Raw genomic sequence first — 25,837 nt, forward strand, 5'->3', positions numbered from 1 at the left:
AACTCTTAACAGGGAACTCTTAACAGGGTAAAGAGGCAATTTTTGTAAAAATATCCAATATTTGTAACTTATGTCTTATGTATATTAAGCCTTCCGCAGTTTTTTGAGATTGATTTTGCATACTATGTACTGAAGAACCATATTATTTAAGCTGACTTTCTCAGATCACGAAAATGAGCTTTAACAGTAAATTGATTACCTAATTTGCTAATTCTACTATGTTCTGAAATAGCTACTACTTTACCAGTTAACAATCCTTGAATTAAATCATCTGCCTTTGGTGACAAAGCAACAAAATCTGTAATTGGTTCAGTATCGCCTAAATTATCAACATAATCAACACCAGGCTTCATTTTAAATTGTTCCATTAAATCTTTCAAGAGAGATTTAAAAGATTTATCAATTTGCTGTCCTTTCTCAAAGGGGTTTAAACTTTTCCAATCTGGCAAAGATTCTAAAGCTTTGCTGAGAGCATTTTTAATAGAGTAATATCCAAAATTTGACATTAAATACCCCCTAGTAGATTTGATTAAATTAGATATGATAGAATCAGGTATATCACAGATGTAATTTATGTGTCAATATATTTATTGTAATTTTAAGTAGGATCGCATTCCTCCAACATCCCAAACCCCTTCTCTACGAGGGAAGGGGGAGGAAGATTTACTCCCCTCTCCTTGCAGGAGAGGGGTTGGGGGAGAGGTCAAGATCGCTGTTTGATGTAGGTAGGATGAGAGAGCGATCACGGTAGCTTACGGAAGGTATCGCTTTTTTCAGGGATCATGGAACTGCGTTAGCGGTAGCTTACCGAAGGTATCGCTGTTTAATATAAGTAGAATGAAGTGCGATCGCCTATTAAATAATACTTTCTTTCAAAGGAAATCAATTCAAGCAGTAATTCAACGCCATCAAATGAATTTTATTGTTTTTAATGATAAAAAGGAGGAAATTGTATCATGGATAAAATCATAAAATACCGAGAATTAATCAAGAAAATCCTTACAGAATATGATCAATTAGTTCATCAATCACCTGATTATAATTCTGAAACCTGTTTAGTATTTGATGAAAACCATGATCATTATCTTTGGTTAACAGTTGATTGGAAAGAAGATAAAAGACTCAAATCAACTCATGTTCATGTAAGAATTAAAAACAATAAAATTTATATTGAGGAAGATTGGACAGAGGAAGGTATTGCAAATGAATTATTAAGGGAAGGTGTACCAAAAGAAGATATTGTTTTAGCTTTTCATGATCCTGAAACTCGGAAGTTTACAGAGTTTGCTGTGGCTTAATAAAGGAAAACTTTGTTAGTATAATTTAGGTTAAGGTGGGTCTGTGATGAACTCACCTTAATGTTTTGAAAAAGGTTAAAATATGTGCAGTACCAAATAGAATTTAAACCCAAAGCGATTAAAGATTTACAGAAAATTTCTGTAAATGACAGAGAACGCATTATCAATAAAATTGAAGCAATGCAAGAAGATTTACAAGGAGATGTGAAGCACTTAACAAATTTTACTCCAGAATATCGTTTAAGAGTTGGTGATTATCGAGTTTTGTTTGAATTAGAAGAACAAACTATAATCGTGTATAGGGTTAAGCATCGTAGTAAAGCTTATGAGTAATAGGAGTTAAAAAAATGATTGAATTACATCCTGAGTTTTTAATAAAAAATGGTGAAAAACAATTTGCTGTTTTACCTTATGAGGAATTTTTGAAGATTAAGGAATTGTTAGAAGATTTGGAAGATTTACGAGATTTGAGAGATGCTAAGGAAGAAGATAAAGATAGCGTTTCAATGTCTTTAGAAGATGTAAAAAGTATGTTGTTAATGTGAGCAAATTGCCGGTTTTGAGGATGAGGGTAGGGTAGTTAGTAAGGAGAAGCAGCTTTGGTATAATTTAGGTTAGGGTGGGTCTGGATGGACTCACCTTCAAAATCACAAAATGACACTTTACTAATAACGTAAAATAAGTTATTATGGATTTATATGCTTATTTATGAGGTAAATACGAAAGTGAAGATTAAGTTAAATAACATACCCATAGATACAATTCTTTTAGAAGAATGCTTACAAATGCTATGTAAATTACCAGATGAAAGTGTAGATTTAGTTGTATCTTCACCTCCCTATAATTTAGGTAAAGAATATGAATCAAAACAAGCCCTGAACATTTATTTAGAAGAACAGACATTAGTATTAAAAGAATGTGCTAGGATTCTTAAAAAAACAGGTTCTTTATTTTGGCAAGTTGGAGCTTTTGCTGATAAAGGAATGTTGATTCCTTTGGATATTCGGTTTTTTCCTATTATTGAATCTTGTAATTTAATTCCTCGTAATCGTATTATATGGGCTAGACAGCATGGTCTACACGCACAAAAAAAATTTTCTTGTAGACATGAAACAATTCTCTGGTTTAGTAAATCTGATAATTATAAATTTAATTTAGATGCTATTAGAGTTCCCCAAAAATATCAAAACAAAAAACATTATCGTGGAAGTCGTAAGGGTGAACTTTCATGTCATCCAGATGGTAAAAATCCTGGTGATATTTGGCTTTTTCGTAATGTTAAACATAACCATGAAGAACAAACTATACACCCCTGTCAGTTTCCAGAAGACTTGGTAGCTAGAATTATCTTAGCCACAACTGATAAAAATGATATTGTATTAGATCCTTACATGGGTACTGGTACTGTAGCAGTAGTAGCTAGAGATTATGAACGTCATTTTATCGGGACAGAGATTGAACCAAAATATCATGAAGTTGCTCTACGTCGTCTCAGTGGTAAACCAAATGAAAATGGATATTTCCCCAATTTAAAAACTCTCCGTGATTATGTGGAAAAAACTGGAGAACCTATTGAAAAATTTAGGTTTGATTTACAAATAGGAAATAGACCTTCAGAACGAAGCCAAGCTAAAATTTATCCTGAAGAATATCACTTACAAGAGATGGAAGATAGATTATTCTATGAAGAAGCTGCTTTTGCAGCAGTTCTGAGAAATGAACAAGTTCCTACAGATCCAAAATTGAATGGCAATACCAAAAAAAACAAGTTGCAAAATAAAACAAGTGAGCAAACAGAAAAAGTTGAACAAATCGAACTTCAATTATGGAGTCAATAAAGAATATTTAAAAATAAATCATCAAAATGACTAAATATATATTTGTATATTTATCATATCAACTGAAATATATACTGATTATTTTTCCGCCCTGGAATTATTTGGTATTGACGTTGATATTGTGTGACAATATTTCGAGCAGTAGTTTTTCCATATTCAGTCCAAATAGCTGATGTAATTGTATTTGTATTTTCAAATAAACCAACTACTCTAATCGGTATTTTAAACAATGCAATTTCATCGAGTGCTAGTAACTGTTTAACTGCTTGTTCGTAGTACAATGAACTATTAGCAGAAGGAAATACTTGAGATTTAGTGATAATAACTATTAATTTAATAGGGTTTCCTGCCAATAAAATTTGTTTCTGAAATAAAAATTCTACTCTTGCTGTGTTGTTAAGCAAAAATGGATAATTAGAAAACTGATTTTCAATTACTAATCCGGCTTTTGCCAGGTCAATTTCTTTACCAAAAAACTTATATTGATTGGGAATTGGTAATACATTCCACCCTGATTTATTGAGATAATTTGTAATATATAAATTTGTTCCTACGGGATCAAAAATAGGTTCTCCTTTTTTATTAGCTTGACTTGAAGCTTTAATATGTAAAGGCATTGCAGTCAATACAGTTTCAATCTCTTTCCACTCCGTATTGTAATGGTTATTAATAAGAGTATTAGCTGCATTAAAATCAGTAATTTGAATTAGAATAACTACCTTCCTTTAGTGTATGTGAGCAAATTTTCAATAAAAGTTAGAGGATCTATTTCTAGAACTTGAGCTAATTCTAAAAATTCAATTACGTCAAGACGACGTTCACCACGTTCATACTTAGATACATAAGATTGTGGACGTTTTAGTTTTGCTGACAACTCTGCTTGAGTAAGATTAGCAACTTTGCGAGCATCTATAAGCATCTTGCGAAACTGATTGTATTCGTCACTGAAAACTGATTTAGACACTTAATATTGATAATCTTGATTAAAGTCAGAACATATTGTTGAACTTTTTCCTATCTTAAAACCTAATCTGGGATAAACCCAAAACAGGTTTTTTGAAATAAGCGGAGAAATTTAAAATAGTAGTATCTTGTTGAATCGTTTTGCAATACAAAGTCTCCATTTTAGATATGATTCAGGTGCTTTAACGAAGCTCACCGTAGGTATCACTGTTTTTAGGGATAATGGAAGTGCGTTGGCGGTAGCTTACCGAAGGTATCGCTTTGTTTCTATTTTCAATTCACTAATATGGTATTTTATCAAGATAATTTAGATGCGTTTCCCCTGATCCGGCAACTGAACTAAATACGGTACAGCAAATTACTCAGGAGCTTTTAAGAATTCAGGACTTACGCAAAACAGAACCAAAGTAGGGGTAATTCATGAATTACCCCTACGCAAGAATTAGGTTTTTATTCCAATCTTGCGTAAGTCCTAGAATTGATGAATTAATAAATAATTTAATGAGATAAAATGTAGAATATTCTTAGTTGAAAAAATCAAACAACATGAACTTTAAAGACATCAAATCTAGCAAACAAAAACTATTCACCATCATCAAATTTATCTCCATCCCCTTAATTACTGCGGGAATGGGATTAGAAATATGGAACATCGAAACAATCACAACTAGCCACCAATTACCAACTGTATTAAATCCCGTTTTAATCCTTGCTCACATTGCCCTAGCAGCGCATTTTATTGAAGGAATCATCGCCGCTATTTATGCACCTGCTAAAAATCACAACCCCATCAAATATGCAGTTTATACATTTTTTGTAGGAACAGTTGGGTTATTAGAATTGTGGGAAAATCGTGATCCTTAAAATTTGAGTATAACCATTTAGGAAGATGCCAATAAATTAAGGTATCATCTAGCTTGGGAAAGTCGCATCATGCCAAAATGACCATGACTTATCCCTGTGCCATTTCCATACCCGAACCCCAACCCCTACCAAAACCCGAACCACCCCCACAACCAAACATTCCTCCTGCGTTCCCAGAACTAGTACCAGAACCCGTTCCCGGACCTATTCCCCAAACCATACCCCAACCCATACCGCAAACAGTACCCGGACCCATTCCCCAAACCATCCCGAAACCTGTTTGAATTATCCTATAATTGCAGTTCAACATCTAAAAATCTAAAATGCTAAGAGCCGGAATAGTCGGACTTCCCAACGTCGGAAAATCAACCTTATTTAACGCTGTAGTCGCTAACGCTAAAGCTGAAGCTGCTAACTTTCCTTTTTGTACCATTGAACCGAATGTTGGCATTGTCTCAGTACCAGATGACCGGTTAAATGTTCTCGCCAAACTTGCCAATTCTGAACAAATTATACCTGCGCGTGTGGAATTTGTGGATATTGCTGGTTTGGTAAAAGGTGCAAGTCAAGGTGAAGGTTTGGGAAATCAATTTTTATCCCACATCCGCGAAGTTGATGCCATAGTTCATGTGGTGCGTTGTTTTGAAAATGATGATATCATTCATGTTGCCGGTTCTGTGGACCCAGTGCGAGATATTGAAACTATTAATTTAGAACTGGGTTTATCAGATTTAGCGCAAATTGAAAGACGCATTGAACGCACTCGTAAACAAGCACGCACCAGTAAAGATGCACAATTTGAAATTACTGTTTTGGAAAAATTAGCAGCAGCTTTAAATGAAGGTAAATCAGTCCGTCAAGTAAGTTTAAATGAAGAAGAATCCGCCATTATTAAAGGGTTAGGACTACTGACAAATAAACCCATTATTTACGCTGCTAATGTTTCTGAAGATGACTTAGCAACGGGTAATGAATTTGTAGAAAAAGTCCGAGAAGTTGCATCTACAGAAAATGCTCAAGTTGTCATAGTTTCTGCTCAAGTGGAAGCAGAATTAGTAGAATTACCAGAGGAAGATAAAGCCGATTTTCTCGAATCTTTAGGTGTAAAAGAAGGCGGTTTAAAATCTTTAATTCGTGCTACTTATACTCTGTTAGGTTTGCGGACATATTTCACTTCTGGTCCTAAAGAAACCCGCGCTTGGACTATTAATGCTGGAATGTCTGCACCTCAAGCAGCAGGTGTGATTCACTCTGATTTTGAACGGGGTTTTATTCGTGCAGAAACCGTTGCTTATGATGATTTAGTCACTCATGGTTCAATGAATGCTGCAAAGGAAAAAGGTTTAGTGAGAAGTGAAGGAAAGGAATATATTGTTAAAGAAGGGGATGTAATGTTATTCCGATTTAATGTGTAGATAAAGAGGTGATAGGTGATAGGTGATAGGCGATAGGTGATAGATGAAATTCAGATCCCTGACTTCTCAAAATAGAATAATAAGAGAAGTCGGGGATCTCAATCTTCAAAATTAATAGGACTTACGCATTATCAATTATCAATTATCAATTATTTTACGCGATACTTCCCCGTTTTCTGGCTTCTTTGTAAGAAATACCAACATTTTTTATACCAGCTTTAATCATTTCCCTTTCTAAAAGCGCAAAGAAATGATTTTTATCGCCACCTCTGACTACAGCTTGATTATGCGCTTCCGCAATTGCCACAGGATAACCATATCCTTTTTGTACTTGTGCTAACATTAAGCCTAATGCTTGATCTAACATTTGAGAACTATTTGCTACCCAAGCAGGAAACTCGATCCGGGAAATTTCCGTACCTACGTGAACATAACAAAAATAAATTGTTTGTTCTTCATAAAGTTGTAAAATCCTGTTATTACTGCGCCATAAGGGTCCCCTTTGTCCTGGTTTTAGCTGGGTTGTCCATAAAGTCGTATCTCTCAGGTTTTCAAATTTTCTACATGGTACATGATCTAGTTGATCTGGGCAATAACTGATACAGTCAGGGACGGGGTAGGGACAAGCTAACAACCGTAAAAAGTTTGTAGATTCAAGATTACGGGCGGCGCTAAGATAACCAATGATGGGAATTTCGGCTTTTTGTAATTGTTGCCAAGCTGCTAAAATCGGGGGTAAAATGCGATCGCGTGCATCCATCGGTAATTGATCTAAAAACCAGTATATTAACGAACCATCCACCATTGCTAAAGCTGGAACTTCGGTTTTTACACTACAAGCTAATTCAGATAATACCGTAATTTCCGAAGCTGTACGGCGGTTACTCATCCATTCTTCGGTTCTTAAACCCCATTGACGAGCGATATATAAATCTTCTGGCTTATAAAATACTTCCGGTAAACTATCGAGAAGTGGGTGTTTATTTTGACCGTAATGTAAAACGACTCTGCCAATATTTAATAAGTAACAATAAGCAATTTCATGATGGTTAGGGGCAATTTGTGAACCATCGGTAGCGATGACAGTATGAACTTTAGGAGGAACAGGAATATCAATACAAGTTTCTAAAGGTTCGATGGGTGTAGCATTAGCAAAAAGAATGCGATCGCGCCATTTTTCTTGACGTTCCATTAACTCTTGTTGACATTTACAAGCTTGTTTTAAGTGTTCCTTCGCTAACTCTAAACGGCGGTTACTTTCAGCAACTTCTGCGGAAAGATGCTGACTTAAACCTTGCATTTGTCCCGCTAATTTTGTTAAATCAAGCATAATTGGTGATTGGTGATTGGTGATTGGTGATTGGTGATTGATGATTGGTGATTGATGATTGGTAAGATTTATTTTTACTCCTGACTTCTGAACTACTATTATCTTCTTACTGTCACCTGTCACCTGATAATTAATATTTACCAATTATTTACCAATGAGAAAAATCTTGAGAAAAATCAGAAAGTGAAATTACCCGAATACGAGAATCATTTTGTCCTGCTTCCCGTTCTGGTTGAGTATTATAACCCCAATCTGCTAAAAATAGTTGCACATCCTTTAAATCAGATTGCTGTTTAACTAACTCTAAGGTTTTGAGTCTATCTTCCACAAACCATAAATTTTCATATTTAATTTTTTCCTGTGAAATTAATTCTCGTAAAGTCTCGTATTTTGGGCGTTTTACTTCCTTACCGAAAATCGCTGTATCTGGTAAATTAACCCCTTCTTGTTGTAACAACTGCTTAACAAAACGCCCTTCTTTTGTGGTGACAATAAATAATTGTACTCCACTTGCAAGAGTTAATTTTAATCTTTCTATCACCCCTGGATAGAACTTATGCAAACTTAACCAACCCTCTAAATCTGTTGCTATCCATTCATCCCGTAAACCATCTAGTTTTTTCATGATTTCTTTAGCTTCTAGATGATCTGCTGTTAAAATTGCTGGGGTAATTTTTAACCAATCTTGTAAAATTTCCTCATCAGTAAAACCATGAATTAAAGCTTTAATTAAAACAGGCATTTCCCAACCAGTTTCAATTACAGGACGTAAACGATAAAATCTTTGAGCTAAATTTTCTGATGATGTCTTCTTACTAGAAGACCAAATTTGACAATAAGTACGCCAAGCTACTTCAAAATATTCAATTAGTCCATCGCAAATCACTCCATCAAAGTCTAAGGCTAAAATTGCGGGATGTTTGACTGTCATGGTTTTAAGGATGAAAACTGCTGTTTTCAGCTTACCTGAATTGGCAATAATTTTTTGTATCAGTTATCAACAGGGAACAGCTATCCGTCAGCTTGTTACATGAAAACTTTGTACCTCCTGCTAACTAGACCTAATGCCCATTTAACCAATCTTAATTAATCAAACTGCATTTGTTTTTTCTTCCGTTTTACCATAAGCTTCGCCCCTACAACTTATGACAAATTAATACATTCTATTTTGGAGAGGTCTATTGACATACCCCCCACCTTAGAAGTGCAAGGCTTTCAACCCATTTTTTTAGTAAAATGGGTATATCCGTAATTAAAACCTTATGCCTACAACAGCTGATTTTCTCCAATACACCCAATGGTCAGGAATTGCTACCATAGCATTTGCAGTCCTGACAATTTTGGCTTTTATCCTCAAATGGGGTATACGCTTTCGGCTGGTGGGTACAACCGGCTTTATGATCGTGTTAACCGCAGGTTTATTTTCCCTGTCTTTAGTACCTCTGAGTCGGACAGTCATTCCCGGTGCTGTTAAATACACCCTAGTTTATGATAACGGTTCTAACCAGGCGGTAATTGCCACAACACCAGAAATTACCCCAGAAGAATTAGAAGCAACTTTACGCCAAGCTGCCAGTAATCTTTATTCCTATGGGCGCTTAGGTGCTGGCGGAAACAACCAACTGACAATTCGCGCCCGTACCATTATCCACCCAGAACCAGGAATATCTATACCAGTTTACTTGGGTAAGGTAGAACGAACTTTGGTAACTCGTGCAGATCCTGAAATGTCCGTAGAAGTTTACTTAGATAAATTTGCACAATTGCCAGAAGCTAAAGCTTAAAATGGTGATTGGTGATTGGTGATTAGGTGTGATCCTGACTGCACCAGCCTTTCACCAAACCAGAGATTTTTTTGTGACTTACAATACAATCAAGATTAATTTTATATTAAGATATTAAAACTTAGGAATTTTCCCTATTAGTAATAGCTTTCTATGGATGTCGCTACCAGAAACCTGAATCATTAGTCTGATTGTATGAAGAATATCAAGTTTTGACATATTATTTATGATACCTAATCAATCTTTTACTCCAGCCTTGTCTACTCAAACCGCTAGTACATTATTGACATTGACCATCGCTCCGGCTAAAGTCATTCGGGGTGGGGGTGTACTCCCTTCCGCAGTGGTGGAAATTACCCGTTTGGGAACTCGTCCTTTAATTGTCGCCGGAAATCGCACTCTCAGTATTTTTCAGGAAAGTTTACAACCGATTTTCCAAGCTGAAAATTTAGATACGGTTGCTAGTTCTTATGGTGCAGACTGCTGTGAAGCAACTTTAAAGGCTTTACGCAAAGCTGCAAAGGAACATAAAGCAGATATCATTATTGGTGTAGGTGGTGGTAAGGCTTTAGATACAGCTAAGTTAGTCGCCCATCAATTACAATTACCAATTGTCACAATTCCTACTTCGGCGGCTACCTGTGCAGCTTGGACGGCTTTATCTAATGTATATTCTGAATCAGGGGCGTTTTTGTATGATGTGGGTTTATGCCGTTGTCCTGATTTACTGATTTTGGATTATGATTTGATTCAAACTGCACCTCAAAGGACATTAGTTGCAGGTATTGGAGATGCGATCGCCAAATGGTATGAAGCATCGGTAAGTAGTGGACATTTACAAGACACTTTAATCATTGCCGCAGTCCAACAAGCAAGAGTTTTAAGAGATATTTTACTGCAAAAATCCGCAGCAGCTTTACAATCTCCTGGTAGTGAAGTATGGAGAGAAGTTGTAGATGCTACCGTATTATTAGCCGGTGTCATCGGTGGTTTAGGTGGCGCACAATGTCGTACAGTAGCTGCCCATGCAGTACATAATGGTTTAACTCATATCTGCGGACATGGTAGCATTCACGGCGAAAAAGTAGCTTATGGGATTTTAGTACAACTGCGATTAGAAGAAATGCTACAAAGTAATCAACTTGCAGATGCAGCAAGACAACAGTTATTAAAGTTTTATGCAGAGATTGGATTACCCAAAACATTAGCAGATTTGGGATTAGGAAATATTACCTTAACTGAATTGCAAACAGCCGCAGAAATTACTTTAGCACCAAATTCTGATATTCACAGATTACCTTTTCCCGTTGCTTTAGAACAGTTAATGGCCGCAATGGTTTCTACTACTGCACCAAATCAATTAAAAGTGAAAAATGGGTGATTGTTGACTGGTGACTGGTGACTGGTGACTGGGGGAAAAATTTTAGATTTTAGATTCTGGATAGTTAATGAAATATAATCGAAAATCCACAATCCTCTCATTGCATCACCAATCACCAATCCCCAATCCCCAATCCCCAATCCCCAATCCCCAATCCCCAATCACCTATTCCGAGGTTTTTAGAATGAGTTTAAGTTGGATTACTCCCGCAGAAAGAATACAGAAATTACCGCCTTATGTTTTTGCTAGATTGGATGAACTCAAAGCAAAAGCAAGAGAACAAGGTTTAGATTTGATTGATTTGGGAATGGGAAACCCTGATGGTGCAACACCTCAACCGGTGATAGAAGCAGCGATGCAAGCTTTACAAAATCCTGCTAATCATGGTTATCCACCCTTTGAAGGTACTGCTAATTTCCGCAAGGCAATTACTAAATGGTACAATCGCCGTTACAATGTGGTTTTAGATCCTGATAGTGAAGCTTTACCTTTGTTGGGTTCTAAGGAAGGTTTAGGACATTTGGCGATCGCCTATATCAATCCTGGTGATATTGTCTTAGTACCATCCCCATCTTACCCCGTCCATTTTCGTGGTCCAATTATCGCTGGTGGTGTCATTCACAATATCACTTTAAAGGAAGAAAATGACTGGTTAATTGATTTAAGTTCTATTCCCGAAGAAGTAGCACAAAAAGCCAAAATTCTTTATTTCAATTATCCCAGTAATCCTACCGCAGCTACCGCACCCCGTGAATTTTTTGAAGAAATTGTTGCTTTTGCTAAAAAGTATGAAATTCTGTTAGTGCATGATTTATGTTATGCAGAATTAGCTTTTGATGGTTATCAACCTACAAGTTTATTAGAAATTCCTGGTGCAAAAGATATTGGTGTTGAATTTCACACCTTATCAAAAACTTATAACATGGCAGGTTGGCGGGTTGGTTTTGTAGTCGGAAATCGTCACATTATTCAAGGTTTAAGAACCTTAAAAACTAACTTAGATTATGGCATTTTTTCCGCATTACAAACAGCAGCAGAAACCGCTTTAGAATTACCAGATTCTTATTTACAAGAAGTGCAAACTCGTTACCGCACCCGTCGAGATTTCTTGATAGATGGTTTAGGAAAATTAGGTTGGAATATTCCTAAAAGTAAAGCTACGATGTATTTGTGGGTAAGATGTCCTGTCGGTATGGGTTCTACAGATTTTGCTTTAGATGTACTGCAAAAAACAGGTGTAGTAGTTACTCCTGGAAATGCTTTTGGTCCAGGTGGTGAAGGATATGTAAGAATTAGTTTAATTGCAGATTGCGATCGCTTGGGTGAAGCTTTGGCAAGATTTAAACAAGCAGGAATTTGTTATCAACAGGAAGCGGTAGTTTCTGTATAATTAAAGTTGGTTTTTTAAGATACCCGACTTCTTTTTTCAATTATGTTCATACATAACAAGTATTGATTAGAAGTCGGGGATCTAGGATTTTCAGGATAGAAAACGCAGATGAACGCAGATGAACGCAGATGAACGCAGATCATTTTTGTCAGAATCAGGATATCCAGGATTTAAGGATTTACAGGATGGGGAGTTATTTGTTATTGTTCAGATTTTAATTGTCAGAATCAGGATTTATGATGATTGATGATTAATGAATAGAATGTCATTCAGTAAATCTGAATCAGTGAATATCATTAAACATCAAATTTTCAGAATTTTAATAACTAATTTATTAAATAATTGAGGAAAATAGACATGAGAAAAAATCCTGTAAATCCTTAAATCCTGGACATCCTGATTCTGACAAGTGCAGTAATAGGAAATAAGACAAAAATGCAACCGTTTACTAAGTCTTAGAAATCAAAACCACACGAAAACCAATACCGTAGTCACTTGCAGACTGTCTATCCCCAGCGCGAGCAGCAGAGCGACAATATTCAGCACTGTTGAACCAAAAACCGCCACGCACCACCTTATATTTTGCGGTTGGGTTAATCAAATTACTGCCATCTATAGGTGCATTAACATAGTTATCTTGCCAATCATCCAAACACCATTCCCATAGATTACCGTGCATATCATACAAACCAAAAGCATTAGGGGGAAAAGTACCTACATCTGTAGTTTGTTTACGATATAGACCTTTAGTAGCAGAACCATAAGGATAATTACCATCATAATTTACCAAATCTGGGGTAATACTTTCACCAAAATAAAAAGGTGTAGTCGTGCCGGCTCGACAAGCATACTCCCATTGTGCTTCACTGGGTAAAGTGTATTTTTTTCCTGTTTTTTGGCTTAACTTTTCACAGAAAGCAACTGCATCATCCCAACTGACATTTTCAACAGGGTGATTTTCGCCTCTGAAGTCAGAAGGGTTACTTCCCATAATTGCTTGATATTGTTTTTGTGTCACTTCATATTTACCCATGAAAACACCAGGAACAGTCACTTGATGTTGGGGTTTTTCCCAAGTCCATGTTTCTGCTTCATTTTCCGGTGAACCCATCATAAATTTTCCTCCTGGTATTTCCACCATTTCCAAAGTGACACCATTTCCCAAGTCTTCTGTAAAATATCTTGCGGAAGAGTTGCTTTTGTTAATGATATTTCCCGATGCGTCGGTGGTGACAACTTCAAAATTAAAAGTTTTAGCTGGATTTACAATTAACTTTGATGCTATAAATCCTAAAGTAGTGATACTACCAATAGCTAAACCTGTATTTTTGATAAAATTACGACGGGTTGAAAGTGTCTCTGGAACTTCTAAATCTTTAATAACTTCATCCGCAGATTGATAACGTTCATTAACATCAAATTTCAACAACTTATCTAAAACTGTACCCAGTTCCTTACTGACAGAATTAGATGAATATTTCCGCCAATCCTCCACCCATGCAAAACCATTTTTCGCCCAAAGTTCAAAAGGTGAATTTCCTGTGAATAGATGAAAACAAGTTACACCTAAAGCAAATAAATCACTAGCTGGATAAGCTTTACCTTCCTTAATTTGTTCATAAGGACTATAACCGTAAGAACCTATGGTTGTTCCAATTTGCGTGTGAACTGTAGATGTTAATTCTTTAGATGCTCCAAAATCAATTAACACCAATTTACCATCACTTTCTCGGCGCATGATATTCTGAGGTTTAATATCTCGATGAATTACATCACGCTCATGAATAAATTTTAAAATCGGTAATAAATCTAGTAATAATTCTTGAATTTGAGTTTCGTTATATGTTCCTTTTTGGGTTAATTCATTGAATAAATTTTCACCTTTAATAAACTGCTGCACTAAATACAGAAAACCGTTATCTTCAAAATAAGCAAACAGCGCAGGTATTTGGGGATGTTCACCTAAATCTTGTAAGAGTTTAGCTTCTGCGTTGAATAATTCAACCGCTTTTTTTAATGCGTAACTTCCTGATTGTTTGGGTGCAAATTGCTTGATAACACAAGTTTCATTCAGTTTCTGAGTATCTTCCGCTAAATAATTTCTACCAAAACCACCTTCAGTAGATAGCACCCGCAAAACCCGAAAGCGATTGATTAATAATGGTATTAAGGGAGTTCTGCAAGTTTGACAGAATTTGTTATCATCAGGGTTGATAGGTTGGTTACACTCTGGATTTAAGCAGCAGATCATAAACTGTGGCAAAAGACTGTATAAATTTTATAATATAACTTGATTGGTTATACTGTGTCCTATCTTTATATAGGAATCCTCTTTAATATTCGAGAAATTAATGATCACCCCCACAACTACAACTCCTAGCTTCATTATCGCCGGCTTTCATGCCCTATCTGACCCCATTAGAATTAAAGTCATAGAATTACTCCGTCACAGTGAACTATGTGTCTGTGACTTATGTGATACTTTAGAAATCAGTCAATCAAAACTATCCTTTCACCTGAAAAATCTCAAAGAAGCAAATCTCGTTAATGCCCGTCAAGAAGGACGCTGGATTTATTATAGTCTCAACTTACCTCAATTTCAGGTTTTAGAACAGTATTTAGCCGATATTCACCGTAATTCTGTACTTTCTCCCCGTCGTTCTTGTTGTGAGTAAGCAACACTAGCAAAACCTCTTCCCAGTTTTCAGTACCCAATCCATCAATTTTTTTTGATTAATTTTTATGTATTATGCTATCCTCGTACTTGACATATCAAATTTTTTTGAAATGATGAATACAAAAATATATTATCAAGCAGACAGGTAAAGTCAGTGAAAACAACGGCACAAAGATTAGTCCTAGCGGTGGGAATGTTAGCATTAGCCAGCAGTTGTACCAGTACACCTGACACTTCCAGCAATATTCAGCAGTCACCACAAACTGCAACAGCCGCTACTTCCGGGACTGTATCAATCATTAAAATTGACGGTTCAAGTACAGTATATCCCATTACCCAGGCGATCGCCAAAGAATTTACAGCCAACGCCAAAAACAACGCCCAAGTACAAGTAAACATTTCCGGTACTGGGGGAGGGTTTGAAAAATTCTGTGATGGTAAAACAGATATAAATAATGCCTCTCGACCAATTTCTCAAGCGGAGATGGCAATGTGTAATAAGAATGGTATCAAATACATAGAATTACCCATTGCTTTCGATGCCTTAACCATTGCCGTACATCCGCAAAATGACTGGGCAAAAGATATTACCGTAGCAGAATTAAAAAAAATGTGGGAAGCTGCGGCCGAAGGAAAAATTACCAAATGGAATCAAATACGTAGTTCTTGGCCAGATCGTCCTCTGAATTTATACGGTGCTGGTAAAAAATCTGGTACATTTGACTACTTTACAGAAGCAATAATTGGTAAAGAAAAAGCCAGCCGTAACGACTACACAGCCAGCGAAGACGACGATGTTTTAGTAGAAGGCATCAACAAAGATCCCAACGCCTTGGGTTATTTTGGCTACGCATACTATGAAAAAAACCAAGATAAATTAAAAGTGGTAGCTGTTAATAACGGTAAAGGGGCAATTTTACCATCACAAGAAACAGTAGAAAAATCTAAATATCAACCACTGTCTAGACCTTTATTTATATATGTAAATATTTGGTCTAATCAAAACCAGGGAGATATTTATAAATTTGTAGATTTCTATTTACAAAAAGCACCAACAATAGTTAATTCTGTAGGTTCTGTACCTTTATCAGAGGAAGCCTACAAAATTGATTATGTGCATTTACATAACGGTAAAGCCGGAACAGTATTTGCTGGAAAATCACAATTTGATTTAAGTATTGGGGAATTATTGCGTAAACAAAAGGAATTTTAAAATGACAATTCGTGTAGGAATTAATGGCTTTGGCCGCATGGGACGTTTAGCAGTTCGCGCTGCTTGGAGTTGGCCAGAAATAGAATTTGTACATATAAATGAACTTAAAGGTGGTGCAGTAACAGCAGCGCATTTACTCAAATTTGATTCTGTACATGGAAAGTGGGAAAAAGAAGTTGAAGCTGGAGAAAACAGAGTATTTATTGATAATAAACCCTTAACTTTTAGTGAATATTCCCAACCTGGTGAAGTTCCTTGGGAAGAATTTGGAGTTGATATTGTTTTAGAATGTTCAGGAAAGTTTAGAAGTCCAGAAACTCTTAACCCTTATTTCAAAAGAGGTGTGCAAAAAGTAATTGTTGCAGCACCTGTAAAAGCAGGGGCGTTAAATATTGTTATGGGGGTAAATGATCATTTATATCAACCTGACGAACATCATCTTTTAACCGCCGCTTCTTGTACTACCAACTGTTTAGCACCTGTCGTCAAAGTAATTCATGAAGGCTTAGGAATTAAGCATGGAATTATTACCACCATTCATGATAATACTAATACTCAAACTATTGTTGATGCACCTCATAAAGATTTGCGTCGGGCTAGGGCAACAAGTCTTTCATTAATTCCTACATCTACTGGTTCAGCTACAGCTATTGGTTTAATTTATCCAGAATTAAATGGTAAATTGAATGGTTTAGCTGTGCGTGTTCCTTTGTTGAATGCTTCCTTAACAGATTGTGTTTTTGAAGTTGTGAGACCCACAACAATAGCAGAAATTAATGGTTTATTAAAAGCAGCTTCCGAACAAGAACCATTAAAGGGAATTTTGGGTTATGAAGAACGTCCTTTAGTGTCAATTGACTATAAAGATGATCCTCGTTCTTCCATTATTGATGCCCTTTCTACGATGGTTGTTGATGAAACTCAGGTGAAAATTTTAGCTTGGTATGATAATGAATGGGGTTATGCTAACCGGATGGCGGAATTAGCTAAAAAAGTAGCTTTAAGTTTGCAGAAATAATGGTTTTTAAAGGGTGGGTTTCCTACCCTAAATATTTTTTCTCACGCAGAGACGCAGAGTCGCAGAGAGACAAAGAAAATTAGAGATTTTAATCATGGCTTCTACTACTGGTTCGGGTGCAAATTTAAGAAATTATGCTTTAGTTACCCTGGCTTATTGGGGTTTTACTGTTACTGATGGTGCTTTGCGGATGTTGGTTTTATTGTATTTCAATAAAATCGGTTATACACCTTTACAAATTGCGTTTTTATTTCTGTTTTATGAGGTTTTTGGAATTGTTACTAATTTTTTGGGCGGTTGGATAGGTTCGCAATTTGGATTGAAAGTTACTCTTTATAGTGGTATCGGTTTACAGGTTTTTTCTTTGGTAATGTTGTCTTTTTTAAATCCTGAGTGGGTGCAGTGGTTTGCAGTTTTTTATGTAATGGTAGCCCAGGCATTTTCAGGCATTGCTAAAGATTTAACTAAGATGAGTTCTAAAAGTGCTATTCGTTTGGTTGTTCCTCAAAATGCCCAGTCTTCTTTGTTTAAATGGGTGGCTGTTTTAACGGGTTCTAAAAATGCTTTAAAAGGCGTTGGTTTTTTTGTTGGTAGTGCTTTGTTATCTGTATTTGGTTTTGTCAATGCTTTGTTAATTATGGCAGGTGGACTATTTTTAATTATGTTCACTGGTTTATTATTACCCCAGGGTATGGGCAAAATTAAGAAGAAGGTTAAATTTAGTCAACTGTTTTCTAAAAGTCAGGAAATTAATATTTTATCTGCGGCTAGGTTCTTTCTATTTGGTTCGCGGGATGTGTGGTTTGTAGTGGGTTTACCTGTATTTTTACGTGAGGTTTTAGGTTGGTCTTTTTATCAAGTGGGTGGGTTTTTAGCTTGTTGGGTAATTGGCTATGGAATTGTGCAATTTTTAGCACCTAATTTATTACAAAAATTCGGTTCTGGTCGTCCACCGGAATCTCAAACTATCCAGTTTTGGACATTTACTTTAACTGCTGTTCCTTGTGCGATCGCTCTTGCTCTCCAAATCAATTTACCTGCTAATATAGTTATTATTAGTGGACTACTTTTATTTGGTGTGGTATTTGCCTTTAATTCCGCAGTTCATTCTTACCTGGTTTTGGCATTTACTGATGATGATAAAGTAGCCTTAAACGTTGGTTTCTATTATATGGCTAACTCCGGTGGTCGTCTTGCAGGTACAGTATTATCCGGTTTAGTTTATCAATTATTTGGTTTAGTTGGTTGTCTGTGGACATCAATGGTTTTTGTCTTAGCAGCAGCTTTAGTTTCTCTCAAGTTACCTAACCCCCAACCTAGTAAAAATATTGCTTGGAAAGGTGGAGATGGAGAATAGAAATTAAGTGACAGTTGACAGGTGACAGTTGACAGGTGACAGATGTTAATTTCCTTGAGTGTGTAATGTTGCTGTGAATTTATTAGAGTTTTGGAGGACTATATGAATCTACATCACGGAGACAATATAACTCCAATCAAGGCTAAAAGTAATCTCAGCTTTTTTGAAAAATACCTCACTGTTTGGGTGTTTATTTGTATCTTAGTAGGAATTGCTTTAGGTCGGATATTTCCAGGTATTGCTGTCACACTTGACGCTATTAGTGTTTATCAAGTTTCCATTCCTATTGCTATCTGTCTGTTTTTCATGATGTACCCGATCATGGTGAAAATAGACTTTACCCAAGCTGTAAATGCCCTGCGTGCGCCAAAACCTGTAATTCTCACTTTAGTCATGAATTGGTTAATTAAACCATTCACAATGGTAGTATTTTCTCAGTTCTTTTTAGGTTGGTTATTTAAACCATTAATTACAGGTACAGAAATAATTAGAGGTAGTGAAATTAGTTTAGCTAATTCCTACATAGCTGGTACGATTTTATTAGGAATTGCGCCTTGTACCGCAATGGTTTTAATGTGGGGATATCTTGCCTATGGAAATCAAGGTCATACATTAGTAATGGTAGCAGTTAATTCTTTAACTATGCTATTTTTGTATGCACCGTTGGGGCGATGGTTACTAGCAGCAAATGATTTAACAGTACCTTGGCAAACTATTGTTTTATCGGTGTTAATTTATGTTGGTTTGCCTTTAGCAGCAGGAATGTATAGCCGTTATTGGATTTTTAAATATAAAGGTAGACAATGGTTTGAAAGACAATTTTTAAAATATCTTTCTCCTGTGGCAATTTCAGCTTTGTTAATTACTTTAGTTTTGCTATTTGCTTTCAAAGGAGAATTAATTGTTAAAAATCCTTTGCATATTTTATTAATAGCTGTTCCTTTGTTTATCCAAACTAATTTCATTTTTTTAATTAGTTATGTAGCCGCATTAAAATTAAATATATCCTATGAAGATGCAGCCCCAGCAGCTTTAATTGGTGCTAGTAATCATTTTGAAGTTGCGATCGCCACAGCAGTCATGTTATTTGGTTTAAATTCTGGTGCAGCACTAGCAACGGTGGTAGGGGTTTTAATTGAAGTTCCGGTAATGTTGATGTTGGTGGAATTTTGTAAACGCACAGCAGCATGGTTTCCCAGAGAACCGGAAAAAGCGACATTACCAGATCCGCGTTGTATTAATGTTTTTAGTGCTAATAATTAGTTGATCAAGATTTAGGAGAAAACAGGAGCATACCAATGAAAGAAAAAATAAACTTAGCCACTCCAAAAACTCTCTAAAACTCTCTTCACTTTGTGTCCTTTGCGTTCTTTGCGGTTCGTTATATAATTTTGTGCATCTTCATACAGAATTGGTATTAGATGTTATCAAACATATCAGGTTTGATTTTTCCAGTCTGTGTCTTCTGTGTTGGTTGTTTATCAATTAAAAAACCATGAAAAAAGTAATGTTTGTGTGTAATAAAAATTCCCGTCGTTCCCAAATGGCGGAAGGTTTTGCTAAAACTTTGGGACAGGGAAAAATAGAAGTTTATAGTTCTGGTTTAGCAGCCAGTGAAGTAGATCCAATTACTGTACAAGTTATGTTAGAAGTGGGCATTGATATTAGTAGTCAAACTTCTAAACCTTTCACAAACTTTAACCCAGAAGATTTTGATACTGTGATTTCTTTATGTGGTTGTGGGGTAAATTTACCCCAGGAATGGTTATTAAGAGAAGTGTTTGCAGATTGGCAATTAGATGATCCTCAAGGTGAGAATATTGACACATTTCGGCGTATCAGAGATGAGGTAAAGGAAAGAGTTATTAAATTAATTGCCGATTTATCCTAGCATTCAGCTATCAGCAGTCAGCAATCAGCTAAAATTCCTCATCAATCCCAAATAATAGCTGATTACTGATGACTGATTACTTACTAATTTTGCATCCCTTCAGCAATTTTCTGCACAGTTTCAACTGTTAAATTCAAAGCCTGGGCAATTTGTTCCACAGTTAAATTTAAAGCTAATAATCTAGGAACAGCTTCTAATTTTGCTTCCAAGCTTCCTTCTTCACGTCCTTCTTCACGTCCTTCTTCACGTCCTTCTTGATAAACCTTTGTTTGTTTCAAATCACTTAGACTAAACATAGCTTCCATCTCCTTTCTACTCATTCTAGGAAACTTGTAAACCAAGATAGTTTCTACCAATTCTAATAACTGTCGTTGTTTGTCATGATTGATTTCCTGCTTGGTTCTGTTGATTAACTCTTTAGCTGTGGTAATTGTTTTGTTTTCATCTTCGATGATTAATTTTATCGTAGCAATACCAATGGGTAAAGATGCACTTTCACCCAGTTCATCTAGATAAATTCGGCTGACACGCTGACTGGTGAAAAATTCACTGTAATGTTGAGTATCTGCTGTATCTAAATTGCGACTGGGATAAATAACAACCCCCCTCCAAGGATTTTGAGGTTGATATTGACGTAGGTATAAAAAAACTTCCGAGAATAAACGGTAATAAATTCGCGCATCGTCTTGAAACTGCACTTCCACGAAATAAATCGGGTTTTGTACATCTTGTTTTGGTAGAAAAACCCCATCTATGCGAAAAGCGGTTTGTTTAATTTCCACAGATGAGAATTTATAGGCCGCTGCGGTTTGTGTTTTCTGACCAATTAATTCAAAAAATATACTCGGAAACTCTTGAAAAAGTCGGTAAAATATGCTGTCAGTTTTCACTATGGATAATTGAGATTTGGGAAATTGCCACTGGGAAAATTTTACTTTTGCTAAGTAACTCAACCTGAAAAAACGTAATATCCATATCCCCAACTTCTTTAAGAAATCAGGGATATGTCCACTTTATACACTTCTATTTTACTTTTAATTATGTTGACCTACTTGTTGCTGATTTACCATCATTATTTATTCTCTCCCCAATCACCAATCACCAATCACCAGTCACCAATCACCATTATCCCACTTTGACGGCAAATACGACTTAGAAATTACGGTTCACCCCAATTCCTGAACGTATTAATTCTCATACATTATTCAGAGTAACAGCAGTTCAATCCATGAACCAACTAAAAACAACCTTTAAAATAAACCGTCCCATCCAAGGTTCGGGAGGTTCGGGAAACCACCCTTCATGGACTGGCTACATAAGTTCAGTATATATATCAGCGTAATTTGGGGTTTTCACCCCAGACTAGCGCAACCATGCTGGACTGACTGCTTATTTTCAATCAGTTGGTTCAAAAGGTTCAAACATAAGGTTCAAATATAAGGTTCAAACATTTAGTCCTTTATAATCCCATTCATTTGTAGTTATACGGAAGCAGCACCCAAAATGGCAAAAGTAGTAGGAATTGACTTAGGTACAACTAACTCTTGCGTAGCAGTGATGGAAGGTGGTAAACCCACTGTAATTGCTAACGCTGAAGGTTTTAGAACCACACCATCTGTTGTGGCGTTTGCGAAAAATGGTGATAATTTAGTAGGTCAAATCGCTAAACGTCAAGCGGTGATGAACCCCGAAAATACTTTTTATTCTGTAAAACGTTTCATCGGTCGCCGTTTTGACGAAGTTACCAACGAAGCTACAGAAGTTTCTTATAAAGTTCTCAGCAGCAGTGGTAACGTTAAACTAGATTCTCCCGGTGCTGGTAAGCAATTTGCACCAGAAGAAATTTCCGCTAAAGTTCTCCGCAAACTGGTAGAAGACGCTAGTAAATATCTGGGTGAAACCGTTACCCAAGCAGTTATCACCGTTCCTGCTTATTTCAACGACTCCCAACGTCAAGCAACCAAAGACGCTGGTAAAATCGCTGGTATTGAAGTATTACGGATTATCAACGAACCTACCGCCGCTTCTCTAGCTTACGGTTTTGATAAAAAGAGCAACGAAACCATCCTGGTATTTGACTTAGGTGGTGGTACATTCGACGTATCTGTATTAGAAGTTGGTGATGGTGTATTTGAAGTATTAGCAACCTCTGGTGATACCCACTTGGGTGGTGACGACTTCGATAAAAAAATAGTTGACTTCTTAGCAGAACAATTCAAAAAAGCAGAAGGTATTGACCTCCGCAAAGATAAACAAGCTTTACAACGTCTGACTGAAGCTGCGGAAAAAGCCAAAATTGAACTATCCAGCGTTACCCAAGCGGAAATTAACCTTCCCTTCATTACCGCTACCCAGGATGGTCCAAAACACCTGGATACTACTTTAACTCGTGCAACTTTTGAAGAACTTTGTTCCGATTTAATTGACCGTTGTCGCATTCCTGTAGAAAATGCTCTCAGAGATGCTAAGTTAAACAAGAGCAATATTGATGAAGTTGTTTTAGTTGGTGGTTCTACTCGTATTCCCGCAGTTCAGGAAGTAGTAAAACGGGTGTTGGGTAAAGACCCTAACCAAAGCGTTAACCCTGATGAAGTGGTAGCTGTGGGTGCTGCTATTCAAGCGGGTGTGCTTGCTGGTGACGTTACAGGTATCTTGTTGTTAGACGTAACTCCTCTATCCTTGGGTGTGGAAACCTTGGGTGGAGTGATGACCAAGATTATTCCTCGTAACACAACTATTCCTACCAAAAAATCTGAGGTATTCTCCACTGCGGTTGATGGTCAAACCAACGTAGAAATTCATGTTCTGCAAGGTGAACGGGAGTTTGCTAACGATAACAAGAGTTTGGGAACTTTCCGCTTAGATGGTATTCCTCCTGCTCCCCGTGGTGTACCTCAAATTGAAGTTACCTTTGACATTGATGCTAACGGTATCCTCAACGTTACTGCAAAAGATAAGGGAACTGGTAAGGAACAATCTATCAGCATTACTGGTGCTTCCACCTTGGATAAAAATGATGTGGAACGCATGGTACAGGAAGCTGAACGCAACGCATCTGCGGACAAAGAACGTCGTGAGAAAATTGAACGCAAGAACCAAGCTGACTCTTTAGCTTACCAAGCTGAGAAGCAATTGGAAGAATTAGGTGATAAAGTTCCAGAAGCTGATAAAACCAAGGTTCAAGCTTTGGTGAAAGATTTGCGGGAAGCAGTAGCTAAGGAAGATGATGAGCAAATCAAGAAACTCACACCAGAATTGCAACAAGCGTTGTTTGCAGTAGGTAGCAATATCTATCAACAAGCTGGTGGTGGTGCTGCTCCTGGTGCTGAAGGTCCCGGTGCTGGTGGTGGTTCTACTCCTCCTTCCGGTGGTGGTGATGATGTGATTGATGCTGATTTTACTGAGAGTAAGTAAGCGGTGATTGGTGATTGGTGATTGGTGATTGGTGATTGGGAAGAATACAAATAACTCCAATCTAAAATCTAAAATCTAAAATCTAAAATTTTTTCCCAGTCACCAGTCCCCAGTCCCCAGTCCCCAATCTTCTGGTTCATAACCGGAGGATATTTTTTCTATTGCTTTATCAATTAAATCTAAACCTTGTTGCACGGTTTCTACTAAACTTAATTGTCCGCGCAGGTCTGCTGCATCCGTGAAACCTTTAGCATACCAGGTGAGATGTTTACGGGCTTGACGAACTCCGCGATCGCCTTTATACTCCCATAAAGCATAAAGATGTTCTCTGGCACATTGTAAACGTTCTATGGGTGTGGGCGCTGGTAATAATTCCCCAGTCTTTAAGAAATGGTCAACTTCACCGACTAAAAACGGATAACCCAAAGTTCCACGGGAACACATCACCCCATCTGCACCGGTTTCTTCTAAACATCTTACCGCCGCTTCAACTGAGAAAATATCCCCATTTCCAATTACAGGAATAGATAAGATTTCTTTTACCTTGGCTATCCATTCCCAACGAGCGTTACCATTGTAACCTTGAGCGCGGGTTCTACCATGCACGGTAATCATTTTTGCACCCGCATCTTCCATTCTTTTAGCAAAGTCAAGAATGGTAATTTCTTTATCATTCCAACCAATGCGGGTTTTCACGGTTACGGGAACATCAACAGCTTTCACAACTTCCCGCACAATAGCTTCAGCTACTTCCGGTTGTCTTAATAAGGAAGAACCACCACCATTTTTAGTGATTTTATTAACTGGACAACCCATATTAATATCAACAGTATCCGCACCTTCTGCTACTGCTTTAACTGCTGCTTCGGCTAAAAAATCAGGACGACAATCAAATAACTGAATACTAATAGGGCGTTCGTTGGGGTCTACCTCCATAATTTTTGGTAGTTGTTTGACATAATGCAACCCCGTGGCGTTTACCATTTCCGTATACATCATTGAATCTGGTGCATAACGCCGCACTAAACGCCGAAATACCAAATCTGTCACCCCGGATAATGGTGATTGTAGCACCCGGCTTTTGACTTCAAATGAGCCGATTTTTAAAGGTTGGGAAAGTCGAGCTTGAAGAGTGGGGGACAGTGAAAGCATAAGAATAATTCAATAAATTCAATCAATTAAACTAATATAATAGACATCTCCAGAAAAGAAATTATGGAACTTATTTATGGGGGCAGGTCGAAGCATTTGGGATATCTAGATGTCTGATTTTTCCGTTAAATTATCGCCCAAATGCTTCGCCCCTACAACTTATGACAAATTAATACATTCTATTTTGGAGATGTCTAATGACTAGAAACAAAGTACATACAGAAAAGTTAAGTACCTTCAAAACGTCTTCGATCCTGCCTTTTGACTCTTGCCTATTACTTACATTCTAGCTGTAAAGCTGCTTCAACTCTTTGATATTCTGTCATTGCTTTGGATAATTTTGATGGGGCTTCTGCTAAGTTTTTATTACGACCAGAATCTTCTAAAACTTTACAAAATTCAGATAAAGTCTTAGCACCGACAATAGCACTACTAGATTTGAGAGCATGAGCTTCTAATTGTAGTGTTTTTGCGTCTCCTTGAGTAATAGCATCCTGAATCGACTGCAAACGCTGAGGCGTATCCTCCAAATAACATTGTATTATTTCTATAAATTGTTCTGCGTCATTATTGCAAATAATGTCTTTCAGTTCTTTTAAAGCCGAAGCATCAAGTATATTATTAGGCATATTTTCAACAATTTCAATATTACTCACACCTTGTTTTTGACAATTACGTAAAGCGTTTGTTAAATCATCAATTCTAATTGGTTTTGTAGTGTAGTCATTCATCCCCGCTGCCAGGCATTTTTCCCGATCTCCTTGCATAGCATTAGCAGTTATCATACCCAGAGACTGACATTGTAACATCAAGGCTTGGCGATTGATGATATTATCGTCAACTATTAGCACT

The 25,837-nt window shown here is 36.8% G+C and carries 27 protein-coding genes; 18 read left to right on the forward strand and 9 right to left on the reverse strand.

Translation table 11 applies throughout. The features are described from left to right. Positions 1-146: 146 nt before the first annotated feature. A complete protein-coding gene (locus tag PN497_RS20855; RefSeq protein ID WP_096571742.1) occupies positions 147-506 on the reverse strand; it encodes a hypothetical protein in 360 nt (119 codons plus the stop codon). Positions 507-956: 450 nt separating this feature from the next. Between PN497_RS20855 and PN497_RS20860 the strand changes: the two genes are divergently transcribed. From PN497_RS20860 to PN497_RS20875, 4 genes are all read left to right on the forward strand, one after another. Beyond that, positions 957-1,298: a XisI protein gene (locus tag PN497_RS20860; RefSeq protein ID WP_096571743.1), complete on the forward strand. Its 342-nt coding sequence runs from the start codon at positions 957-959 to the stop codon at positions 1,296-1,298. An 84-nt stretch (positions 1,299-1,382) separates the two neighbouring features. Then, a complete protein-coding gene (locus PN497_RS20865; protein WP_096571744.1) occupies positions 1,383-1,631 on the forward strand; it encodes a type II toxin-antitoxin system RelE family toxin in 249 nt (82 codons plus the stop codon). A gap of 14 nt (positions 1,632-1,645) precedes the next feature. After that, entirely contained in the window at positions 1,646-1,843 is a 198-nt protein-coding gene (locus PN497_RS20870) for a prevent-host-death family protein (RefSeq protein WP_096571745.1), read from the forward strand. Between the two features lie 180 nt (positions 1,844-2,023). Next, the gene (locus PN497_RS20875) at positions 2,024-3,136 is read left to right on the forward strand and encodes a DNA-methyltransferase (protein WP_201277676.1); all 1,113 of its coding nucleotides are present in this window, start codon (positions 2,024-2,026) and stop codon (positions 3,134-3,136) included. 53 nt (positions 3,137-3,189) lie between these two features. Here the strand turns inward: PN497_RS20875 and PN497_RS20880 are convergent, their stop codons facing one another. Beyond that, positions 3,190-3,753 (reverse strand): PDDEXK family nuclease, encoded by a 564-nt coding sequence (locus PN497_RS20880; protein WP_096571747.1) that lies wholly within the window; start codon positions 3,751-3,753, stop codon positions 3,190-3,192. A 98-nt stretch (positions 3,754-3,851) separates the two neighbouring features. Next, the gene (locus PN497_RS20885) at positions 3,852-4,055 is read right to left on the reverse strand and encodes a helix-turn-helix domain-containing protein (RefSeq protein ID WP_096571748.1); all 204 of its coding nucleotides are present in this window, start codon (positions 4,053-4,055) and stop codon (positions 3,852-3,854) included. A gap of 590 nt (positions 4,056-4,645) precedes the next feature. Between PN497_RS20885 and PN497_RS20890 the strand changes: the two genes are divergently transcribed. The 3 genes from PN497_RS20890 to ychF all read left to right on the forward strand — a co-directional run bounded on the left by PN497_RS20890 (position 4,646) and on the right by ychF (position 6,378). After that, the gene (locus PN497_RS20890) at positions 4,646-4,963 is read left to right on the forward strand and encodes a hypothetical protein (RefSeq protein WP_096571749.1); all 318 of its coding nucleotides are present in this window, start codon (positions 4,646-4,648) and stop codon (positions 4,961-4,963) included. 83 nt (positions 4,964-5,046) lie between these two features. Next, positions 5,047-5,247, forward strand: coding sequence for a hypothetical protein (locus PN497_RS20895; RefSeq protein ID WP_096571750.1), 201 nt, complete (start codon positions 5,047-5,049; stop codon positions 5,245-5,247). Positions 5,248-5,286: 39 nt separating this feature from the next. Continuing rightward, positions 5,287-6,378: a redox-regulated ATPase YchF gene (ychF, locus tag PN497_RS20900; RefSeq protein ID WP_096571751.1), complete on the forward strand. Its 1,092-nt coding sequence runs from the start codon at positions 5,287-5,289 to the stop codon at positions 6,376-6,378. A gap of 154 nt (positions 6,379-6,532) precedes the next feature. On the opposite strand, the gene PN497_RS20905 is transcribed toward ychF, so the two are convergent. Next, entirely contained in the window at positions 6,533-7,708 is a 1,176-nt protein-coding gene (locus PN497_RS20905; RefSeq protein ID WP_096571752.1) for a DNA double-strand break repair nuclease NurA, read from the reverse strand. Between the two features lie 148 nt (positions 7,709-7,856). Further along, entirely contained in the window at positions 7,857-8,639 is a 783-nt protein-coding gene (locus PN497_RS20910; protein WP_096571753.1) for an HAD family hydrolase, read from the reverse strand. Between the two features lie 331 nt (positions 8,640-8,970). On the opposite strand from PN497_RS20910, the gene PN497_RS20915 reads away from it, so the two are divergent. The 3 genes from PN497_RS20915 to PN497_RS20925 all read left to right on the forward strand — a co-directional run bounded on the left by PN497_RS20915 (position 8,971) and on the right by PN497_RS20925 (position 12,263). Beyond that, entirely contained in the window at positions 8,971-9,492 is a 522-nt protein-coding gene (locus PN497_RS20915; RefSeq protein WP_096571754.1) for a Ycf51 family protein, read from the forward strand. Between the two features lie 229 nt (positions 9,493-9,721). Beyond that, the gene (locus PN497_RS20920) at positions 9,722-10,873 is read left to right on the forward strand and encodes an iron-containing alcohol dehydrogenase family protein (protein ID WP_190346726.1); all 1,152 of its coding nucleotides are present in this window, start codon (positions 9,722-9,724) and stop codon (positions 10,871-10,873) included. A 184-nt stretch (positions 10,874-11,057) separates the two neighbouring features. Continuing rightward, positions 11,058-12,263: an aspartate aminotransferase gene (locus PN497_RS20925; RefSeq protein WP_096572835.1), complete on the forward strand. Its 1,206-nt coding sequence runs from the start codon at positions 11,058-11,060 to the stop codon at positions 12,261-12,263. 448 nt (positions 12,264-12,711) lie between these two features. Here the strand turns inward: PN497_RS20925 and PN497_RS20930 are convergent, their stop codons facing one another. Further along, positions 12,712-14,514, reverse strand: coding sequence for a bifunctional serine/threonine-protein kinase/formylglycine-generating enzyme family protein (locus PN497_RS20930; RefSeq protein WP_096571756.1), 1,803 nt, complete (start codon positions 14,512-14,514; stop codon positions 12,712-12,714). Between the two features lie 100 nt (positions 14,515-14,614). Between PN497_RS20930 and PN497_RS20935 the strand changes: the two genes are divergently transcribed. From PN497_RS20935 to arsC, 6 genes are all read left to right on the forward strand, one after another. Continuing rightward, positions 14,615-14,938, forward strand: coding sequence for an ArsR/SmtB family transcription factor (locus tag PN497_RS20935; protein WP_096571757.1), 324 nt, complete (start codon positions 14,615-14,617; stop codon positions 14,936-14,938). Between the two features lie 156 nt (positions 14,939-15,094). Beyond that, on the forward strand, positions 15,095-16,153 hold the full coding sequence (locus PN497_RS20940) for a PstS family phosphate ABC transporter substrate-binding protein (protein ID WP_096571758.1): 1,059 nt from the start codon (positions 15,095-15,097) through the stop codon (positions 16,151-16,153). Position 16,154: 1 nt separating this feature from the next. After that, positions 16,155-17,171 (forward strand): ArsJ-associated glyceraldehyde-3-phosphate dehydrogenase, encoded by a 1,017-nt coding sequence (locus PN497_RS20945; RefSeq protein ID WP_096571759.1) that lies wholly within the window; start codon positions 16,155-16,157, stop codon positions 17,169-17,171. Between the two features lie 94 nt (positions 17,172-17,265). Continuing rightward, entirely contained in the window at positions 17,266-18,528 is a 1,263-nt protein-coding gene (arsJ, locus tag PN497_RS20950; protein ID WP_096571760.1) for an organoarsenical effux MFS transporter ArsJ, read from the forward strand. Between the two features lie 102 nt (positions 18,529-18,630). Next, positions 18,631-19,791 (forward strand): ACR3 family arsenite efflux transporter, encoded by a 1,161-nt coding sequence (gene arsB / locus PN497_RS20955; RefSeq protein ID WP_096571761.1) that lies wholly within the window; start codon positions 18,631-18,633, stop codon positions 19,789-19,791. Between the two features lie 232 nt (positions 19,792-20,023). Beyond that, positions 20,024-20,419 carry an arsenate reductase, glutathione/glutaredoxin type gene (arsC, locus tag PN497_RS20960; RefSeq protein WP_236103952.1) on the forward strand — a complete coding sequence of 132 codons (396 nt, stop codon included), beginning with the start codon at positions 20,024-20,026 and terminating at the stop codon, positions 20,417-20,419. An 83-nt stretch (positions 20,420-20,502) separates the two neighbouring features. On the opposite strand, the gene PN497_RS20965 is transcribed toward arsC, so the two are convergent. Continuing rightward, on the reverse strand, positions 20,503-21,309 hold the full coding sequence (locus tag PN497_RS20965) for an Rpn family recombination-promoting nuclease/putative transposase (RefSeq protein WP_096572837.1): 807 nt from the start codon (positions 21,307-21,309) through the stop codon (positions 20,503-20,505). 114 nt (positions 21,310-21,423) lie between these two features. Between PN497_RS20965 and PN497_RS20970 the strand changes: the two genes are divergently transcribed. Together PN497_RS20970 and dnaK are read left to right on the forward strand one after the other, a co-directional pair. After that, complete coding sequence (locus PN497_RS20970; RefSeq protein WP_265586209.1) at positions 21,424-21,558, forward strand: hypothetical protein; 135 nt, start codon at positions 21,424-21,426, stop codon at positions 21,556-21,558. A gap of 364 nt (positions 21,559-21,922) precedes the next feature. After that, positions 21,923-23,833: a molecular chaperone DnaK gene (gene dnaK / locus PN497_RS20975; protein WP_096571762.1), complete on the forward strand. Its 1,911-nt coding sequence runs from the start codon at positions 21,923-21,925 to the stop codon at positions 23,831-23,833. A gap of 99 nt (positions 23,834-23,932) precedes the next feature. Here dnaK and dusB read toward each other — a convergent pair whose 3' ends face one another. Continuing rightward, on the reverse strand, positions 23,933-24,985 hold the full coding sequence (dusB, locus tag PN497_RS20980; RefSeq protein ID WP_096571763.1) for a tRNA dihydrouridine synthase DusB: 1,053 nt from the start codon (positions 24,983-24,985) through the stop codon (positions 23,933-23,935). 275 nt (positions 24,986-25,260) lie between these two features. Beyond that, entirely contained in the window at positions 25,261-25,836 is a 576-nt protein-coding gene (locus PN497_RS20985; protein WP_272110826.1) for a response regulator, read from the reverse strand. Position 25,837: the final 1 nt, after the last annotated feature.

It is taken from the genome of Sphaerospermopsis kisseleviana CS-549 (assembly GCF_028329225.1).
GTDB lineage: Bacteria > Cyanobacteriota > Cyanobacteriia > Cyanobacteriales > Nostocaceae > Sphaerospermopsis > Sphaerospermopsis kisseleviana.

Bases quoted from the DNA above. Each gene is read 5' to 3' on its own strand.
- PN497_RS20855 (WP_096571742.1), bottom strand. From the start codon at position 506: ATGTCAAATTTTGGATATTACTCTATTAAAAATGCTCTCAGCAAAGCT.
- PN497_RS20860 (WP_096571743.1), top strand. From the start codon at position 957: ATGGATAAAATCATAAAATACCGAGAATTAATCAAGAAAATCCTTACA.
- PN497_RS20870 (WP_096571745.1), top strand. From the start codon at position 1,646: ATGATTGAATTACATCCTGAGTTTTTAATAAAAAATGGTGAAAAACAA.
- PN497_RS20880 (WP_096571747.1), bottom strand. From the start codon at position 3,753: ATGCCTTTACATATTAAAGCTTCAAGTCAAGCTAATAAAAAAGGAGAA.
- PN497_RS20885 (WP_096571748.1), bottom strand. From the start codon at position 4,055: ATGCTTATAGATGCTCGCAAAGTTGCTAATCTTACTCAAGCAGAGTTG.
- PN497_RS20890 (WP_096571749.1), top strand. From the start codon at position 4,646: ATGAACTTTAAAGACATCAAATCTAGCAAACAAAAACTATTCACCATC.
- PN497_RS20895 (WP_096571750.1), top strand. From the start codon at position 5,047: ATGACTTATCCCTGTGCCATTTCCATACCCGAACCCCAACCCCTACCA.
- ychF (WP_096571751.1), top strand. From the start codon at position 5,287: ATGCTAAGAGCCGGAATAGTCGGACTTCCCAACGTCGGAAAATCAACC.
- PN497_RS20905 (WP_096571752.1), bottom strand. From the start codon at position 7,708: ATGCTTGATTTAACAAAATTAGCGGGACAAATGCAAGGTTTAAGTCAG.
- PN497_RS20910 (WP_096571753.1), bottom strand. From the start codon at position 8,639: ATGACAGTCAAACATCCCGCAATTTTAGCCTTAGACTTTGATGGAGTG.
- PN497_RS20915 (WP_096571754.1), top strand. From the start codon at position 8,971: ATGCCTACAACAGCTGATTTTCTCCAATACACCCAATGGTCAGGAATT.
- PN497_RS20925 (WP_096572835.1), top strand. From the start codon at position 11,058: ATGAGTTTAAGTTGGATTACTCCCGCAGAAAGAATACAGAAATTACCG.
- PN497_RS20930 (WP_096571756.1), bottom strand. From the start codon at position 14,514: ATGATCTGCTGCTTAAATCCAGAGTGTAACCAACCTATCAACCCTGAT.
- PN497_RS20935 (WP_096571757.1), top strand. From the start codon at position 14,615: ATGATCACCCCCACAACTACAACTCCTAGCTTCATTATCGCCGGCTTT.
- PN497_RS20945 (WP_096571759.1), top strand. From the start codon at position 16,155: ATGACAATTCGTGTAGGAATTAATGGCTTTGGCCGCATGGGACGTTTA.
- arsJ (WP_096571760.1), top strand. From the start codon at position 17,266: ATGGCTTCTACTACTGGTTCGGGTGCAAATTTAAGAAATTATGCTTTA.
- arsB (WP_096571761.1), top strand. From the start codon at position 18,631: ATGAATCTACATCACGGAGACAATATAACTCCAATCAAGGCTAAAAGT.
- arsC (WP_236103952.1), top strand. From the start codon at position 20,024: ATGAAAAAAGTAATGTTTGTGTGTAATAAAAATTCCCGTCGTTCCCAA.
- PN497_RS20970 (WP_265586209.1), top strand. From the start codon at position 21,424: ATGTCCACTTTATACACTTCTATTTTACTTTTAATTATGTTGACCTAC.
- dnaK (WP_096571762.1), top strand. From the start codon at position 21,923: ATGGCAAAAGTAGTAGGAATTGACTTAGGTACAACTAACTCTTGCGTA.
- dusB (WP_096571763.1), bottom strand. From the start codon at position 24,985: ATGCTTTCACTGTCCCCCACTCTTCAAGCTCGACTTTCCCAACCTTTA.